Source organism: Gordonia sp. Swx-4 (genome assembly GCF_030316175.1).
Taxonomy (GTDB): domain Bacteria; phylum Actinomycetota; class Actinomycetes; order Mycobacteriales; family Mycobacteriaceae; genus Gordonia; species Gordonia alkanivorans.
Genome location: NZ_CP128197.1, coordinates 2,342,214 through 2,357,993, shown reverse-complemented (window position 1 = coordinate 2,357,993; position 15,780 = coordinate 2,342,214). Strand labels below are relative to the sequence as shown.

Here is a 15,780-nt window from a genome sequence, read left to right as displayed (position 1 = left end):
CCTAAAAGACACACTGTATTTTATGACCTCGGTGTGGACAGTCAGTCCCGAACGCGCAGCCGCCATCACCGGCGCGCGCAACTGGACGGACGTGAGAGCCGAGCATCCCGACGCCGTCGACGCGATGGCCGACGGCCTGATGCTCGGCGACGCCGCAGCCGATGCGGTGATCGCGGAGATGTATTCCGGCCGGGGTTGGGCATGGTCGGACATCACCGCGGCCCTCGACAGCCCCACCGAGATCTCCGATGCACCACCCGCATTGCGTCATTTCCTCGAGGTGGCGACGGACCTTCCCTCCTGGTTCGATCCCGCCCTCGCGCGTGCGGGTGCCGAGGCCTGGTGGCGCTTCGGGTCACTCCAGTCGAGCACGTTGTACCAGTCACTGATCTACGGATACCGGGCACGCGGATTCACCCGGCCGCTGGTCGCCACGGGCCGCTTGACCGAGGGCACCTGGGATCGCGTCGTCGCCACCGGCCGATGGGTCACCCTGGCCACCGCCCCGGGGATGATGGACCCCGGCGAACCCGGATGGTCGGAGACGCTACGAATCCGGCTGGTGCATGCGATGGTTCGGCATCACCTCCACATGCACGGCCACTGGGACGACGAGCAGTGGGGCGTCCCGATCAATCAGACCTACTCCCAATTGACCATCACCGCAGGTTTCCTCGTCTTGCCGCTGCGAGTCGCCAAAGACTTCGGAATCCATTACACGCGCGCTGACATGGAAGCGATGACCCACCTCTGGAGGTGGGTCGGCTGGGTGATGGGAATCGAGGAGCACCGACTCCCCCGCAACTTCGGCGACGCTCGCCGCACTGATCGGATCGCGCAGGACTTCCGCCTGGAACCGCCGCCGGAGTCCAGGGAACTCGTCAAAGCGCTTCTCGACGACGGCTATCGCACCAACCTCGGACTACCTGGTCCACTGAACGACATCGTCCACGTCCTGTCGCGTCCGTTCCTACGGACTCTGTTCGAATCGGTGTCCGCGAGATGGGTTGACGACGAGGTCGCCACCGCAATGGGTTTGCGCTCCACACCGATGCACCACCTCGTGACCCTGGCTCGGCCGGCAATCCGGTCCAGGGAGATCGCACGCTGGTTCGGTCTGCTCGGCTCTGAGCACGCGGTGGCCCGCCGCGAACTCCGTTTCGTCACCTCGAGATTGGGGCTCGACCTCCGCCGTATCGCCTCGAACCGTTATGACTCCGCTGACAAAGGACACCTGGAGACCGTTGCATGACCGCCACTTTCACCCTCCGGCAGAACCTCGACTGCACCCCGGAGGCCGCCTGGCATCTACTCACCGACCCTGACCAGATGTGCCGGTGGTCGACCGCGCCGATCACTCCTATCTCACTCGGCCCGCAGGATCGTCCCGACACCGCCGGTGCGCTGCGGATGGTCACGCTCCCCGGCGGAAGGATCCGGCTCCGCGAAGTCGTCGAGTACGCAGAGTTCCCACGAACCTTCCGTTACCGGGTCTACGACGGGGGTCCGCTGCTGGTGGAACATCGGGGCGAGCAGCGCGTCGTCGAGACCTCGGAGGGTGTCGAGGTGCAGTGGACGGTGGACATGACGCTCTTCCCCCGTCCGTTGTCGCATCTGATGGCTTGGCAGATCCGACGCGAGGTGCAGCGCTCGCTGACGGAGATGGAGTCGCTGGCCCGAGACCTCGACACGGCGACGCTGACCTCTCCGGACGAACTTCCCCGGAGGACCGCTCACAACCTGGACGACCTCGTCTCCTCAGCCCTCGAGATCCGTGTGTTGCAGCAGGAGATCGCCGACGAGCTCGCCGGCGCGGACGACCCCAAGCAGTGGTTCGCCAGGGTCTATCAGTACGTCACCGAAACCATGATCGAGGCGGCCACCGGAAGACTGGAACTCGGCCTCACACACCCTGATTGGGTCCTCGCCCTGATCCCGGTCTTCCACCGGTACTACGCCGGCAACCTCGACGCCTACCGCAACGGGGGTGTAGTCGAGGACGCATGGCAGGTCGCGTGGTCGACGTGCGAGATCGTCGATCCGGACCGGCCGCACGAGCCGGTCGTGAAAGGACTCCTCGCGGGAGTGGCCGCGCACATCGACGCCGACCTACCGCGTGCGCTGGCCGCGCTTCACCTGGACCGATACCCCGACCGTGACCTTCGCGAGTTCCGTCCCGATTACCTGCGACTCGCACCGGTGTTCACCGTCGCCTCCGACCGTTTGCTCGCGGATCTACCCCGTAGTCACAAGCCGTGGTGGACGAGTATCGCCGGCCGGGTCAACACCGGGATGCGCGACTCACTCCTGGCCAGGACGGGATACGACGTGTCCCGCCACCGGGTTCAAGCGTTCGAAGCGGCAGTGCAACGAGCGTCGTCGCAAACCGGGCCGGCCTAGTCGCGCTCACGTACTACTGGGCCGACATCGCCGAACTCCTGCCGGCTCTGGCGCTTCTGGTCACCTGGCGGTCGGACCACTGCGGATTCGCCGAACGCTCGAGGTCACGAACCCTCCCGGGATCGTCGCCGCTACGACGCCGCCCGAACTGCGGGCCTCAGCGACCGGTACCCGCCGTCAACTCCGGTTCGGTGGGTCGAAAGGGCTGGACGATCTCGGTTCGCCAGCCCGCCGGATCGGTGGAGGGATCACTGAAGTAGACCTCCCAGGGATCGCCGGCCTTCCCGCCGTGCTCGTTCACCCACGTCTCCAGAGCCTTGTACGCCGGCTCCATCGCGTCGTAGGGTCCGGCGTGGGTGGTGACGGCGACCTGCCCGCCCGGTAGTTCGGAGGGCCCGACGTCGCCGACCGGGTCGATCGGCGACGTCGTGGGAAACCCTGCCTCGATCTCGAATCGGCCTTCACCGAGCATGCGATAGCGAGCGAAGGGCGGCCCGGTGGGACCCGCCTGACGTTCCGACAGCACGCGATCGATGTCCCCGTAGGTCTTGTTCAGCCAGGGCCCGATCTCCTCGACTGCCAACGTGGACCTCGCAACGGCTGTCACCTGGGCGGTCCGGGACTCCTCCATGCACTTCATAGTCCTGCATTCTCACAGAATCGCTCTGCGGAGCCCCCTGTCACAGGGCCATTGGTCAACTGTTCGGGAGGTCTTGTCGACTTCGATCGACACCGGTACCGAGGCGCTCGTGCCGGCCGGGCTCGCCTGGCTGGGGCCGTCGAACTCGGACTGATCTGACCGGTGAACGCGCGCCCCGCGTCACCGCTCCGACCATTCGCGACCGGCGTCAGAACCCTCCGATGGCAGCGCCGCCGAGGACAACAGCGACAGCTTCTCCGCATCTGCGCTACCCGGTTCCGGGTGGAACACAACGAGTTCGAGGCCAGGCGTGCTGTCGACGCTCATCCGCTCCCGATAGAGGGTCATCTCCCCGACCGTCGGGTGATCGAACTGCATGGGCGCGCCGAACTGCGCCTTGACGTCGTGCCGGGCCCACAGCTCGCGGAACCACGGGCTCGCCAGGGACAATTCGCCCACCAACTCGACGAACCGCGGGTCGTCGACGTCGGTTCCTATCGCACGACGCAGGTTCCCGATCAGGCATTTCGTCGAGTGTTGCCAATCCGGGTAGAGCGCTTGGTCGGCCGGCTCCAGAAACATGTCCCGAAGTGGGTTCCGTCCCACCGAGAACCGGGGCGAGAGCGCAGACGCCGACGAATTCGCGGCCAGGATGTCGAAGTACCGTCCCTCGACATACGCCGGCTGGGTGAGGGTCTCCACGAGCTTCTGGATGCCCACCGGCACGACCTCTTTGCGGGCACGGCGCCGGGTTCGTCGTGGCTGGTCGCCGCGGCGCTCGCACGAGTCGATGACCTCGAAGGGCGACTCGACGTGCTGGTGCACAACGCGGGGATCTCCGGCGACTGGGTCGTCGACGGTCCCACCGTTTCCCGGGTGTTCGACACCAACGCCGTCGGCATCGTGCGAGTCGCCGAAGCGGCACTGCCACTCCTCCGCAAATCGGATCACCCGCGGGTCGTCACCGTGTCCAGCAGCATGGGATCGTTCTGGGCCGTGACAAACCCGGACCGCGCTCACCGCCGCGCTCTACGCCGCGTCCAAATCGGCGGCGTCGATGCTCACGCTTCAGTACTCCAAGATCGAACCGGGCATCAAATTCAATGCAATCGAACCGGGCTTCACCGACACCGACATGACCACCGGAACCGTGATGACCGGCGGCCGACCCGTCGAGGACAGCGCACGCACCGTCGTGCTACTGGCAACGATCGGGGCAGACGGACCCTCCGGCACGTTGCAGGACGAAAACGGGCTACTCCCCTGGTGAACCCGGGTTTGGGGACGTCCCGGCGGGGTTACGCTGAGGCATGGTCTTCCAACGCGACGTCGCACCGGGAATCCATCGCCTGGAACACGCGTACACCAACCAGTACCTGGTCGAGGACGGCGACCGACTCGTGATCGTCGACGCCGGACTGCCCCGCTCGTACGGTCCCCTGGTCGACGCGATCCACCATCTGGGCCACGACGTCGATGCGGTGTCTGCATTGATCGTCACCCACGGGCATTTCGATCATGTGGGCACCGCACGACGCCTGGCCAAGCAGTGGCGCATCCCGGTCCACATCCATCGCGACGATGTGTGGCTCGCCGCTCATCCCTATCGGTACGCGCACCAGAACGCCACGCGCGTCGGAGTTCCGCTGCGCAACCCGCCGTCGTGGAAATTGCTCAGTCGCATGGCCTTTGCCGGAGCCTTCAGGGTCCGCGGAATAGACGAAGCCCATGTGTCCGCCTTCGCCGACAACGGCGAGCTCCCGGGAGGGGCCGAGGTGATCCCGACGCCCGGGCACACCTTCGGCCACGTATCCCTCTACTTTCCCGACCGCGATGCGGTCATCGCCGGCGACGCATTGGTCACCCTCGATCCGTATACCGGGGCGCACGGGCCCCGGCTGATCGCCGGGTCGGCAACCGCCGACTTCGAGCGGAACCGTGACTCACTCGACGCACTCGCCGCCACCGGCGCGAAGTCCGTCCTGCCCGGGCATGGCGTCCCGTGGCACCACGGTGTGGCGGCGGCCGTCGAGCGCGCACGCCACACCGACAGTTGACACCGACCGGCGCCTGCGCGACTCAGCCGAGGCGTTCGTAGATCGTCGCGTTCGCGAGACCGCCTGCCTCACACATCGTCTGGAGCAGGAATCGTCCGCCCCGCTGTTCCAGCGCGTTCAGCCCGGTGGTCGCCAGGCGGGCACCGCTGGCTCCCAGCGGGTGACCGAGTGCGATCGCCCCGCCGTTGACGTTCACCTTGTCGAGGTCGACGCCGAGCTCCTGTGTCCAGGCCAGGACAACCGGAGCGAAGGCCTCGTTGACCTCGAACAGGTCGATGTCGGCGAGGTCGAGTCCGCTGCGCGCGAGCACCTTTCGGGTCGCCGGGATGATCGCGGTGAGCATGAGGAGCGGATCGTCGCCGGCGACCGCGATGGTGTGGATCCGTGCCCGCGGCCGCAACCCGAGCTCCGCCGCCTTCTCCTCGCTCATGACGAGGACGGCGGCCGAACCATCGCTGATCTGGCTGGCACTGGCGGCGGTGATCCTCCAGTCGATCTCGGGGAATCGCCGCGCGATCGCCTCGTCGTAATAGGCGGGCCGCAGGGCGGCCAGACTCTCGAGGGTGCCGCCCAACCGGATCCCCTCGTCGGCGGTCAGACCGGAGATCGGTGCGAGCTCGTCGTCGAACATCCCGTTCTTGGTCGCCTGCGCCGCCAATTCGTGTGACCGAAGGGAGAATTCTTCGATCGCGGTGCGGGCGATTCCCCACCGGGCGGCGATGAGTTCCGCGGAGATCCCCTGCCCGACGAGCCCGTCGGGATAGCGCTCGTCGAACGCGACACCGTTCAGGTCCGACGTCCCGGCCGCGGCCGAACCCATCGGCACCCGTGACATCGATTCGACCCCTGCGGCCACGACCACGTCGTAGGTGCCCGCGATGATCCCCTGGGCGGCGAATGCGATCGCCTGCTGACCGCTGCCGCACTGGCGGTCGATCGACACACCGGGCACCGACTCCGGAAGACCTGCTGCCAGCAGGGCGCGCCGTGCGATGTTGAAACTCTGCTCACCCACCTGACTGACGACTCCGGTGATCACGTCGTCGATCTCGGCCGGATCGAGGCCAGTACGGTCGACGATCGCCCGGAGGCTGTGTGCGAGTAAGTCGACCGGATGGACGTCGTGGAGCCCGCCCGACGGCTTCCCCTTGCCGATCGGCGTGCGTACCGCGTCCACGATGACTGCAGTTGCCATGTCTGACCTCCATCGGTGTCGGATCGTCGACGACGATCCCCGTGTGGCTGACTTTTGTCTGCCATAGTCAGAGGTCTACGCCCTGACTATGGACTTGTCAAGTCAGGGTAGGATGGAGCACATGATGAAGCTGGTGGGACCGCTCGCGGAACGAGATCGGTGGGAGGCGACGCATTGCTCGATCGCCAAGGCGGTCGAGCTGGTCGGTACCCGATCAGCGATCCTGATCCTGCGCGAGGCGTTCTACGGCGCGACCCGGTTCGACCAGTTCGCCCGCCGGGTCGGCATCACCGATGCGGTCGCGTCGGCCCGGTTGAAAGAGCTGACCGAGGCGGGCGTCTTCTCGAAGGTCCCCTATCAGGAGCCTGGCCAGCGGGTCCGTTACGAGTATCTGCTCACCGACATGGGCCGCGACCTGTTCCCGGTCGTCATGTCGCTGATGCAGTGGGGAAACGAGCATCTCCAGCCCGACGGCGCACCGCTCACGATCACCGACGCATCCCGGAATCCGGTTCGCGTCGGGGTGGTGACCGGCGAGCAGAAGACCCTCGACCCCGAGGATGTCGAGGTGAGGGTCAACCGCTCGCGGCGATGAGTACCCGATCACGGATTCGTCGGAAGACGAATCCACCTGCTAGTCTCGGGCTCACGTTCACGCGGTGCTGTAACCCGCTTGTCGAACCAGAGGCCGGGGCGCTTACAGGAACCCCCGGTCTTGTCCAAACTTCCGCGGGTTCCGGCGAACTACTTCGCTGCCGTGCGCCGCAGCTTGGTGTTGACGAATTCGCCCAGGCCCCAACGTCCGAGTTCGCGGCCGTAGCCCGACCGCTTGACGCCGCCGAACGGCAGACCCGGCAGCGTGGTGCCGTGCTCGTTCACGTAGGCCATACCCACTTCGAGTCGGTCGGCGACCTCCTCGGCTTTCGCGGTGTCGGTGCTCCACACCGAACCGCTCAGACCGAACTCGACGTCATTGGCCAATGCGACGGCCTCGTCGGCCGAGGACACCTTGTAGACCATGGCCACCGGGCCGAAGATCTCCTCGGCGTAGGCATCCATGTCCGGAGTGATATCGGTCAGCACGGTCGGCTGGAAAAAGGCACCGTCACGATCGAGCGCGGCGCCGCCGGTCCGCAGCGTCGCACCCTGGTCCACCGCGGTCTTGACCTGGTCGGCGACGGTGTCGCGTGCCGAGATCGACGACAGCGGTCCCATGCGCGTCGACGAATCGCCCGGGTCCCCCACCGTCGTCGCCTCGAACTTCTCGACCAGCCCTTGCACGAAGTCGTCGTAGAGCTCGTCGAGCACGATAAATCGCTTCGGCGAGTTGCAGGCCTGGCCCGCGTTGGACAGCCGGGCCCGCGCGGCGATCGTAGTGGTCCGGGCCATGTCAGCGGAGTCGAGCAGGATGAACGGGTCCGAGCCGCCCAGCTCGAGGACCGACTTCTTGAGATTCTCGGCGGCGACCTTGGCCACCGCGGCGCCGGCACCCTCACTGCCGGTCAACGACACCCCGCGGATGGCCGGATGCGCCAAGAGCTCCGCGACCTGGTCGCTGCTCGCGTACACGTTCGCATACACGTCCTGCGGCACCCCGGCATCGTGCAGGATCTCCGCCATCAACGCCGACGACGCCGCGCAGATCGACGCATGCTTGAGGACGATCGTGTTGCCGGCCAGCAGGTTCGGAGCTGCGAACCGGGCCACCTGGTAGTACGGGTAGTTCCACGGCATCACACCGAGCAGCGGCCCGATCGGCGCCGTCTGCACGATCGACGACTCGGCGCCCTGCGGATCGAGTTCCTCGCTGACCAGCAGGTCCGGGCCATGGTCGGCGTACCAGCGATAGATGTCGGCGGCGAGCTGCACTTCACCTGCCGCCTCCTTGGCCGGTTTGCCCATCTCGGTCGTGATCGTCGACGCCAGCTCGTCCGCACGCTGCTCGTACAGATCCGCGGTCCGGGACAGGATGGCCGCACGCTCCGCGACCTGGGTGCGCCGCCAGCTCTCGAAAGCTTCGAGCGACCGTGCCGCGAGCCCGTCGATCTCGTTGTCGGCGAGACCGGGGAACTCCCGGTCGGTGACGCCAGTGGTGGGATTCGCGGTGACGTAGGTGCTCACTGAGAACCGTCCTTCCGATGTCGGTGGTTCAGATCGGCCGCGTTGATGAGCCCACTCGATGGGGCCGGCCCTGGTCACGAACGGGTACCCGCGCGATCTCGACGCAAACACGAGCACCAGGGTCCACTCCAGACGGTCGTGCTAGTCCGTTCGGACGATATTCGGCGAAGCTCAGGTGGCGGACACGCGGACACTCGTCCAATACCTCGGCGGGTCGGCGGCGTCTAGTACATGATTGAGCGGATATCGCCGACGCGGAGCGTGGGGGCGCACCGTCGGAAAGCAGTAGGGGGAGAAATGTCGATCTGGCAGAGAGCCGTCGTACTCGCGTGCGTGGGCGTCGTCGTCATGACCGCGAGCCTGGCCGTCCGAGGATCGGTCGCCGCGGCGCCGAGCACTACGCCGAGTCGTGAGGTGACGCGCGTGCTGTCGGTGTCGCCGACGACGCCCACGCGTTCGACCGTGACGGTCTACTCGGCCGCCATGGAGCGACCCGTTCGGGTGAGCGTGCTGCTCCCCCGAGATCGTGAGAAGCCCCGCCCGACTCTGTACCTTCTCGACGGGATCGACGGCGGCATCTACACCAACTACACGCAGAGCGGCTGGACGTTCCAGACCGACATCGTGAAGTTCATGGAAGACAAACCGGTCAACGTCGTCATGCCCATCGGCGGCATGGCCGCGTACTACACCGACTGGCAGAAGACCGATCCTGTTCTGGGACGGAACAAATGGGAGACGTTCCTGACCGAGGAACTGCCCCCGCTGATGGACAAGCGCTTCAACGGCAACGGTCGCAATGTCATCGGCGGACTGTCGATGGGCGCTCTGGGCGCGATGTCGATCGCCGTCCGCCATCCCGACCTCTATCGCGGTGTCGCGGCGTTCAGCGGTTGCCTCGACCAGGGTTCACCCGAATACCGTCAGGCCACGGCCGCGTCGGTGTCGACCCGCGGCGGTAACCCCGACAACATGTGGGGACCGGTGGGCCACTCGACGTGGGACGACCACAACCCGGCCGCTCATGTGGAGGTACTGAAGGGCAAGCCGATGTACGTCGCCGTCGGCAACGGATTGCCCGATCCATCGCTGGGCATCGCCGGCCTCGCCTCCCCGGTGGGCGGTGTTCTCGAAGGTGTCGTTCTCCAGTGCACGCAGAGTTTCAAGCGTCGGGCCGACGCGGCGGGCGTGAAGGTCACCTACGACTTCAGGTCCGGACTGCACTCCTGGGGCTACTGGAACCAAGACCTCCACCGTGCGTGGCCGACCATCGCCAAGGGCCTCGGCGTCCGACGCTGACCGTATCCGACCAGCGCCGTGCGTGGGACGTGCTCCTCGCGCCCCGTCCCACGCACAGGTGCGCCTATCCGGCGGTGAGGGCCGCGGCTCGTCGGGATCGGCTGCGGACCGGCCGGTGCACTCCCGCCGGCGCTTCCTGGATGTCGAGCGTCCGGCGAGCCACGTCGAGGTGATGGCGGGCGATCCCCAACGCGGCGTGGTAGCCGACCCGGAACTCACTGTCATCGGGGTCGGCGGCCCACCGACCCTCTCGCTCGAGCCGGTCTGCCAGTCCCTGGATGATGTCGAAGTCCCGGCGCAGACCCCCTGAGTACACAGCTGCGCCGACGAACGCGTCGGGACGGAGAGACTCGGTCGTGATCTCGTCGAGGACGCAGACACGTGCAAACGTCATGCCCGCCCGGAATCCGCGAAGGAGCTCCGACTGCGGCCGCTCGACCGCGGCCAGCGTCGAGAAACGGTCGTGGAGATACGTGAGAACCTCTGCGAGGCGCGTGTTCTGATCCACGTCATCCCACATTCTTCCGTTTTCGGATGATCGAGCTGTCTTCACTCGCACGCTTCTTCTCGCGTCGCAATTTCAACTCTTGGCGGCGTTTTTTCGAACTGGAATTCTTCTCTGCCATGATTCCTCGCTGACATGAAGGGTAAGTCCCCTGAGGTGGTGGGGTTTCGGGGCTGAGGTGAGCTGCTGCTGAGCGTGTCGGTGACCCTGTTGGGCGGGCCATCGCGTAGTGGTCAATGAGTTACCTACCAAGTGACTCACAGAAGGACACACCACACGATGACCCAGGACCATTCTGCCTTGCTCGCCCAGCTCGATGCACTCACCTCCGCCGATTCCGGGGCGGTGTTCGCCGAGTTGATCCGAGCTGGCCTGCAAGCACTGATCGAGGCCGAGGCCACCGAAAAGATCGGCGCCGGCCGGTATGAGCGTTCCGCGGAACGCGCCACCCACCGCAACGGCCACCGAACTAAGACCGTATCGACGACCTCGGGCGATGTGGAAGTCAAGATCCCCAAGCTCCGGTCCGGGTCATTCTTCCCCAGCCTGCTCGAACGACGCCGCCGCATCGACAAAGCCCTGCACGCGGTGGTGATGGAAGCCTACGTACACGGTGTGTCCACCCGCAGCGTCGATGACCTCGTCAACGCCCTCGGCGTCTCGGCCGGGATCTCCAAGTCCGAGGTGTCCCGTATCTGCGCCGGCCTCGACAAAGAAATCTCGGCGTTCCGGGAACGGCCTCTGACCCACACCGAGTTCCCCTATGTGTTCGCCGATGCCACCTTCTGCAAAGTGCGAGTCGGCGCCCACGTCGTCTCCCAAGCCCTTGTCGTGGCCACCGGGGTGTCGATGGACGGAACTCGTGAGGTGCTCGGCACTGCAGTCGGTGATTCGGAATCCTTCGAGTTCTGGCGTGAGTTCCTCGCCTCACTCAAAGCCCGAGGACTCTCAGGGGTGCATCTGGTGATCTCCGATGCCCATGCAGGGTTGAAAACGGCAGTGGCCCAGCAGTTTACCGGATCAGCGTGGCAGCGCTGCCGGGTGCATTTCATGCGGAACCTGCATGGCGCGGTCTCGACCAAACAAGCGCCGGTGGTGACCGCTGCGGTCAAAACGATCTTCGCCCACACCGAACCGGCCGAGGTCGCCGCACAGTGGGACCAGGTCGCCGACACCCTCGAAGCATCGTTCCCGAAAGTGGCGGCGATGATGGCTGAGGCCAAACCCGACGTGCTCGCGTTCACGGCGTTCCCGAAGGCGCACTGGCAGAAGATCTGGTCGAACAATCCAATTGAGCGGCTGAACAAGGAAATCAAGCGCCGCGCCGATGTCGTGGAGATCTTCCCCAACCCGCCGGCGTTTCTCCGGCTGGCCACCGCGGTCGTGATCGAAGCCCACGACGAATGGCAAGTCACCCGCCGCTACCTCTCCGACATCAGCATGGCCGAGCTGCGCAAGGTTATCGCCGCCAAACACCAGGCCGCCCAACAGGTCGACGCGCCACGCCAAATCGCCTAACATCCATCACGACTCGTTGATCACAACGCGTGGCACACGCCGATCCGAAGTCCACCACCCCACGGGGCGCTGTCGACATGAATGATGAAGTGGGGTTGGGCACCCACTCACCTCCGTGGACCATAGCCCAGAAAAAATAAAAGTCCAGTCGCCGAATCTGCTGCTGAACAGCAGATCTCACAGACCGTTCGCCCTGGGTCGGCGCCGACTGGCTTTTATATTTTTTTCGGCTAGAGTCCGTGACACCGGCCCGACAGGCCGGTTTTCAGTGAAAGGGAGAGTCGCCGTGCAAGCGGTTGTCATGGAATGTCGTATCCGAGTCTGCGCATCGAAGAGTCGGGTGAGGAAATTTCTCGACCAGGCGTCGTCGCGCGCATTCAACGCTTTTCCGAAATCGGTGAAGTCTTCGCTTGTCGTCGAGGATTCCGACTCTCTGCTCCTGCGCCGGCAGTGGCATCGGGAAAACGATGTCGACGACTTCGGCGTGCCGGTGGGCAAGGACGCCTGTTTCGCGTTCGCGGATCCGTCGGGCCGGCTCACCGCATCGAAGTTGGAAAGCCTGTCGCGGGACATTCTCGGCGATCTCGAGCTCGATCCGTGGGACTCGAGTTCGGGGGTCGGATCGCCCGCGGGCGGGGCAGCCGAGTCGGTGCCCTGGATTCTGACCCTCAGCACCGACCTGGACCACATCGCGCGTGCGGAGATCGCGGCACGCCATCCGATGCTCGAGCTCCGCGCGAGGCCCCTGATCGCGACGTCCTGACCGGGACGTCAACACTCTCTTGCCACTGAAGCAGAGGAAGCAACGATGACCACCGCAACACCTGCCCCGAGGGCCCGCCTGACCCGACATCTGCTGGAGCGCGAACTGGCCGCCGAGATCCGCGATCGAGCCGTCGTCAGTGCCGAGGTCCTCGATCACCGCGCCGCCGGCGATCTGGACAACAACGACGCCTACCACCGCGCCCTGGCGCGCCTCGAGACCCTCGACCGGCATCTCGCACAGCTGTATGCCGCCCTGTCCACGGCAGACGCCGAACCGGCAGCGGACGGCACGGTGCAGGTCGGCTCGGTCGTCACGGTCGTCTTCGATGACGATCCGACCGACGTCACCACCTTCCTGGTGGGACCTCCGGAGCAGTATGCCCTGGTGGGGATGGACGTCTGTTCACCCGACTCACCGCTCGGACGTGCGGTGCTGGGCGCCGACGTCGGCGATGTTCGGACCTATCGGCTGCCCAACGGGCAGGAGAGCACGGTAGCGGTGAAAGACCACCGGATCGAGCTTCTCTGACGCAGCGTGGCCGTGTGCTCGCGGTCGCGCCCGTCCGGCGGCGCCCCGATGAGGGCCGGCGCACGACCGGCAGAGGTCTCGTCGAGCGACCTTCGGCCGTCCGCGCTTCCGACTCGGAACCCGACGGCGACTGCCGATGTCCTCGTCATCGGACGACCGGGCGCGTTGACCACCAGGCTGTGCCGAACCCTCCGCAACCACGGGTTGAGCATCGAGGTCGTGGACCTCGGGTTCGATGGCCCGGGGGTTCGCGATGACCGCTACGACCCTGTCCCGGCGCGGCGCATACCGGTCGGGGCGAGGTCGTGCATCGCCGTGCTGGGTCGCGCGCCACGGCCGCGGCGCAGATGGTGGGACTGGCGTGGCCGTCGGCTCGAACGGCGGCAGGAGGACGAACTGACAGACGCCGTGCTGACTGCCGCGTCCAACGCCCGCAGGCTCGGTTTGCTCGTGGTCGCCGAGGCATCAACACCGGGTGAGACCGAGGTCGCACGAGAGCGTGCCCGACACGTCGCGCGTGTCGCAGGCTACGAGGCCGCCGTCAATGGAAACGCTCTGACCTCGGCTTTCTATCTTGTGACGAGCGCGTCGGATTGCGCCCCCGAGAACTTCCCGGCGATCGTCGCCTGGGCGCGGCGCCGAGTGGATTTATAGATACTTCCTGCCGCTCGATAGGCTGCGGGGTGGTGACCCGGTTCAGGGTGCACCGGCGTTCCCTGGAGAAATCGAAAAGGAAGTGGTGGCCACCGTGGTCGTGCTCGACGAGAAGATCAGCGATCTGTACGAACAGGTGATTACCCGCAATCCCGGGGAGGCCGAGTTCCATCAGGCCGTTCGTGAGGTCTTCGACAGCCTCGGACCCGTCCTGGCCAAGCACCCGCACTACGCCGACGCCGGCATCATCAAGCGTCTGACCGAACCGGAGCGGCAGATCATCTTCCGCGTGCCGTGGATCGACGACCAGAACCAGGTACAGGTCAACCGCGGATTCCGCGTCGAGTTCAACTCGGCGCTCGGCCCCTACAAGGGCGGCCTCCGCTTCCACCCCAGCGTCTACCTCGGCGTGGTCAAGTTCCTCGGCTTCGAGCAGATCTTCAAGAACGCACTGACCGGCCTGCCGATCGGTGGCGGCAAGGGTGGCTCGGACTTCGACCCCAAGGGCAAGTCGGATCTCGAGATCATGCGGTTCTGCCAGTCCTTCATGACCGAGCTCTACCGCCACATCGGTGAGTACACCGACGTTCCCGCCGGTGACATCGGCGTGGGCGGCCGCGAGATCGGTTACCTGTTCGGCCAGTACAAGCGCATCACCAACCGATACGAGTCCGGTGTCCTGACCGGCAAGGGACTCGCCTGGGGCGGGTCGCAGGTGCGCACCGAGGCCACCGGCTACGGCGCGGTCTTCTTCGTTCGCGACATGCTCGCCGCAGTGGACGACAAACTCGACGGCAAGACGGTTGTCGTGTCCGGCTCGGGGAACGTCGCCATCTATGCCATCGAGAAGATCCAGCAGCTCGGTGGCCGCGTCGTCGCCTGCTCGGACTCGAGCGGTTACGTCGTCGACGAAGCGGGCATCGACCTGGAACTCCTCAAGGAGATCAAGAACGTCCAGCGGGGTCGCATCGGCGACTACGTGAACGCCCGCCCCTCGGCGCGGTTCGTCACCAAAGGCTCGCTGTGGAACGTGCCCACAGACATCGCGATCCCGTGCGCGACGCAGAACGAACTGAACGGCGCCGACGCCGCACAGCTGGTCAAGAACGGGGTCCGCATCGTCGCCGAGGGCGCGAACATGCCCTGCACCCCCGAGGCCGTACGCACCTTCGGCGAAGCGGGCGTCAGCTTCGCGCCCGGTAAGGCGGCGAACGCCGGCGGCGTGGCCACGAGCGCACTCGAGATGCAGCAGAATGCATCTCGCGACTCGTGGAGCTTCGGCTACACCGAGGAGCGCCTCTCCGAGATCATGACCTCCATCCACGATCACTGCCTGCACACCGCCGAGGAGTACGGCGCTCCCGGCAACTACGTGATGGGCGCGAACATCGCGGGCTTCACCCAGGTGGCCGATGCGATGCTGGCTCTCGGTCTGATCTGAGCCGCCACCCGCTCTGAATCCGTATGACGTTGTGCCCGGTTTCCGGGTACGACGTCATACGGCTTTCAGCGGACCCTCAGCAATACCGAGCCTTCTTGAGCGGTGGCGGGATCGGCGGCAGCCGTGACGCCGCGAAGATCATCGACGCCTGCCTGATCATCTTGACCAACACCACCGGTCGCCCGATGTTCGGCAACTCCGTTGTCGGAAGCTACGGCCTGTACGTGAACAAACAGGGCATGCTGCAGAGTCCCGCGAACGCGAGTGCGCCTACGCGACAAGTCAATTCGCTGATCGCCCCCCGGCGGGTACGTCGGCACGTGGCTGCGCGACAACGGGGCGACCGACACCCTGCTGACGCTCTACCGGTCGGCCTACACGATCGAGGTCCCGTTCGGCTTTGTCGCAGAACAGATGTCGGGCGCCGCACAGTTGGTGACCAACACCAAGGCCAGCGTGACCAGTACCGTCGGCATGTCGATGGCGCCGCCGCTCTGGATTGTGAACTTCGCACTGCTCTACGTCGTCAAGCCGTCACTCGCCGCCGCGATGCCCGCCTACTGGGCACCCATCCCGCCGGCGGTGGCCGCTGCGATCAAGGCCAGCCCCAACGGTCAAGTGCCCTACAGCGAGTACGCGTCGTACTTCGACTGAGC

15 protein-coding genes and 2 pseudogenes are annotated in these 15,780 nt (G+C 65.8%); 12 read left to right on the top strand and 5 right to left on the bottom strand.

All coding sequences use genetic code 11. From position 1 onward, the window contains the following. Positions 1 to 22 precede the first annotated feature (22 nt). Positions 23 to 1,252 carry an oxygenase MpaB family protein gene (locus PWF70_RS10650; protein ID WP_035752347.1) on the top strand — a complete coding sequence of 410 codons (1,230 nt, stop codon included), beginning with the start codon at positions 23 to 25 and terminating at the stop codon, positions 1,250 to 1,252. Continuing rightward, positions 1,249 to 2,400 carry an SRPBCC family protein gene (locus PWF70_RS10645; RefSeq protein ID WP_035752344.1) on the top strand — a complete coding sequence of 384 codons (1,152 nt, stop codon included), beginning with the start codon at positions 1,249 to 1,251 and terminating at the stop codon, positions 2,398 to 2,400. Before PWF70_RS10650 ends, PWF70_RS10645 begins: the two co-directional genes overlap by 4 nt. Before the next feature lie 157 nt (positions 2,401 to 2,557). Here PWF70_RS10645 and PWF70_RS10640 read toward each other — a convergent pair whose 3' ends face one another. Together PWF70_RS10640 and PWF70_RS10635 are read right to left on the bottom strand one after the other, a co-directional pair. Then, positions 2,558 to 3,031: a GyrI-like domain-containing protein gene (locus PWF70_RS10640; RefSeq protein ID WP_230461931.1), complete on the bottom strand. Its 474-nt coding sequence runs from the start codon at positions 3,029 to 3,031 to the stop codon at positions 2,558 to 2,560. Positions 3,032 to 3,220: 189 nt separating this feature from the next. Further along, positions 3,221 to 3,760 (bottom strand): MmyB family transcriptional regulator, encoded by a 540-nt coding sequence (locus PWF70_RS10635; RefSeq protein ID WP_286352977.1) that lies wholly within the window; start codon positions 3,758 to 3,760, stop codon positions 3,221 to 3,223. A 93-nt stretch (positions 3,761 to 3,853) separates the two neighbouring features. On the opposite strand from PWF70_RS10635, the pseudogene PWF70_RS10630 reads away from it, so the two are divergent. The 3 genes and pseudogenes from PWF70_RS10630 to PWF70_RS10620 all read left to right on the top strand — a co-directional run. Next, positions 3,854 to 3,967 (top strand): annotated as a pseudogene (locus PWF70_RS10630) (short-chain dehydrogenase); the annotation flags it as partial. 130 nt (positions 3,968 to 4,097) lie between these two features. Then, positions 4,098 to 4,310: a Rossmann-fold NAD(P)-binding domain-containing protein gene (locus PWF70_RS10625; protein ID WP_286352997.1), complete on the top strand. Its 213-nt coding sequence runs from the start codon at positions 4,098 to 4,100 to the stop codon at positions 4,308 to 4,310. Between the two features lie 40 nt (positions 4,311 to 4,350). Next, positions 4,351 to 5,097 (top strand): MBL fold metallo-hydrolase, encoded by a 747-nt coding sequence (locus tag PWF70_RS10620; protein ID WP_035752339.1) that lies wholly within the window; start codon positions 4,351 to 4,353, stop codon positions 5,095 to 5,097. Between the two features lie 22 nt (positions 5,098 to 5,119). Here the strand turns inward: PWF70_RS10620 and PWF70_RS10615 are convergent, their stop codons facing one another. Continuing rightward, entirely contained in the window at positions 5,120 to 6,292 is a 1,173-nt protein-coding gene (locus PWF70_RS10615) for an acetyl-CoA C-acyltransferase (protein ID WP_006357548.1), read from the bottom strand. Between the two features lie 121 nt (positions 6,293 to 6,413). Between PWF70_RS10615 and PWF70_RS10610 the strand changes: the two genes are divergently transcribed. Then, positions 6,414 to 6,887 carry a winged helix-turn-helix transcriptional regulator gene (locus PWF70_RS10610; protein ID WP_035752544.1) on the top strand — a complete coding sequence of 158 codons (474 nt, stop codon included), beginning with the start codon at positions 6,414 to 6,416 and terminating at the stop codon, positions 6,885 to 6,887. A 149-nt stretch (positions 6,888 to 7,036) separates the two neighbouring features. Here PWF70_RS10610 and PWF70_RS10605 read toward each other — a convergent pair whose 3' ends face one another. After that, positions 7,037 to 8,413: an NAD-dependent succinate-semialdehyde dehydrogenase gene (locus PWF70_RS10605; protein ID WP_035752336.1), complete on the bottom strand. Its 1,377-nt coding sequence runs from the start codon at positions 8,411 to 8,413 to the stop codon at positions 7,037 to 7,039. A gap of 297 nt (positions 8,414 to 8,710) precedes the next feature. On the opposite strand from PWF70_RS10605, the gene PWF70_RS10600 reads away from it, so the two are divergent. After that, the gene (locus tag PWF70_RS10600) at positions 8,711 to 9,712 is read left to right on the top strand and encodes an alpha/beta hydrolase (RefSeq protein WP_035752334.1); all 1,002 of its coding nucleotides are present in this window, start codon (positions 8,711 to 8,713) and stop codon (positions 9,710 to 9,712) included. A gap of 64 nt (positions 9,713 to 9,776) precedes the next feature. Here PWF70_RS10600 and PWF70_RS10595 read toward each other — a convergent pair whose 3' ends face one another. Continuing rightward, positions 9,777 to 10,220: a hypothetical protein gene (locus tag PWF70_RS10595; RefSeq protein WP_230461930.1), complete on the bottom strand. Its 444-nt coding sequence runs from the start codon at positions 10,218 to 10,220 to the stop codon at positions 9,777 to 9,779. A 276-nt stretch (positions 10,221 to 10,496) separates the two neighbouring features. On the opposite strand from PWF70_RS10595, the gene PWF70_RS10590 reads away from it, so the two are divergent. The 5 genes and pseudogenes from PWF70_RS10590 to PWF70_RS10570 all read left to right on the top strand — a co-directional run. Then, entirely contained in the window at positions 10,497 to 11,735 is a 1,239-nt protein-coding gene (locus PWF70_RS10590) for an IS256 family transposase (protein ID WP_068972296.1), read from the top strand. Between the two features lie 397 nt (positions 11,736 to 12,132). Then, positions 12,133 to 12,498, top strand: coding sequence for a hypothetical protein (locus PWF70_RS10585; protein ID WP_006357543.1), 366 nt, complete (start codon positions 12,133 to 12,135; stop codon positions 12,496 to 12,498). Positions 12,499 to 12,543: 45 nt separating this feature from the next. Further along, a complete protein-coding gene (locus tag PWF70_RS10580) occupies positions 12,544 to 13,029 on the top strand; it encodes a GreA/GreB family elongation factor (protein ID WP_006357542.1) in 486 nt (161 codons plus the stop codon). Between the two features lie 736 nt (positions 13,030 to 13,765). Next, a complete protein-coding gene (gdhA, locus tag PWF70_RS10575) occupies positions 13,766 to 15,124 on the top strand; it encodes an NADP-specific glutamate dehydrogenase (protein ID WP_279957039.1) in 1,359 nt (452 codons plus the stop codon). A gap of 77 nt (positions 15,125 to 15,201) precedes the next feature. Further along, a pseudogene (locus PWF70_RS10570) lies at positions 15,202 to 15,778 on the top strand (hypothetical protein); the annotation flags it as partial. Positions 15,779 to 15,780: the final 2 nt, after the last annotated feature.

Bases quoted from the DNA above. Each gene is read 5' to 3' on its own strand.
- PWF70_RS10645 (WP_035752344.1), top strand. From the start codon at position 1,249: ATGACCGCCACTTTCACCCTCCGGCAGAACCTCGACTGCACCCCGGAG.
- PWF70_RS10590 (WP_068972296.1), top strand. From the start codon at position 10,497: ATGACCCAGGACCATTCTGCCTTGCTCGCCCAGCTCGATGCACTCACC.
- PWF70_RS10600 (WP_035752334.1), top strand. From the start codon at position 8,711: ATGTCGATCTGGCAGAGAGCCGTCGTACTCGCGTGCGTGGGCGTCGTC.
- PWF70_RS10640 (WP_230461931.1), bottom strand. From the start codon at position 3,031: ATGGAGGAGTCCCGGACCGCCCAGGTGACAGCCGTTGCGAGGTCCACG.
- PWF70_RS10615 (WP_006357548.1), bottom strand. From the start codon at position 6,292: ATGGCAACTGCAGTCATCGTGGACGCGGTACGCACGCCGATCGGCAAG.
- PWF70_RS10580 (WP_006357542.1), top strand. From the start codon at position 12,544: ATGACCACCGCAACACCTGCCCCGAGGGCCCGCCTGACCCGACATCTG.
- PWF70_RS10650 (WP_035752347.1), top strand. From the start codon at position 23: ATGACCTCGGTGTGGACAGTCAGTCCCGAACGCGCAGCCGCCATCACC.
- PWF70_RS10620 (WP_035752339.1), top strand. From the start codon at position 4,351: ATGGTCTTCCAACGCGACGTCGCACCGGGAATCCATCGCCTGGAACAC.
- PWF70_RS10610 (WP_035752544.1), top strand. From the start codon at position 6,414: ATGATGAAGCTGGTGGGACCGCTCGCGGAACGAGATCGGTGGGAGGCG.
- PWF70_RS10625 (WP_286352997.1), top strand. From the start codon at position 4,098: ATGCTCACGCTTCAGTACTCCAAGATCGAACCGGGCATCAAATTCAAT.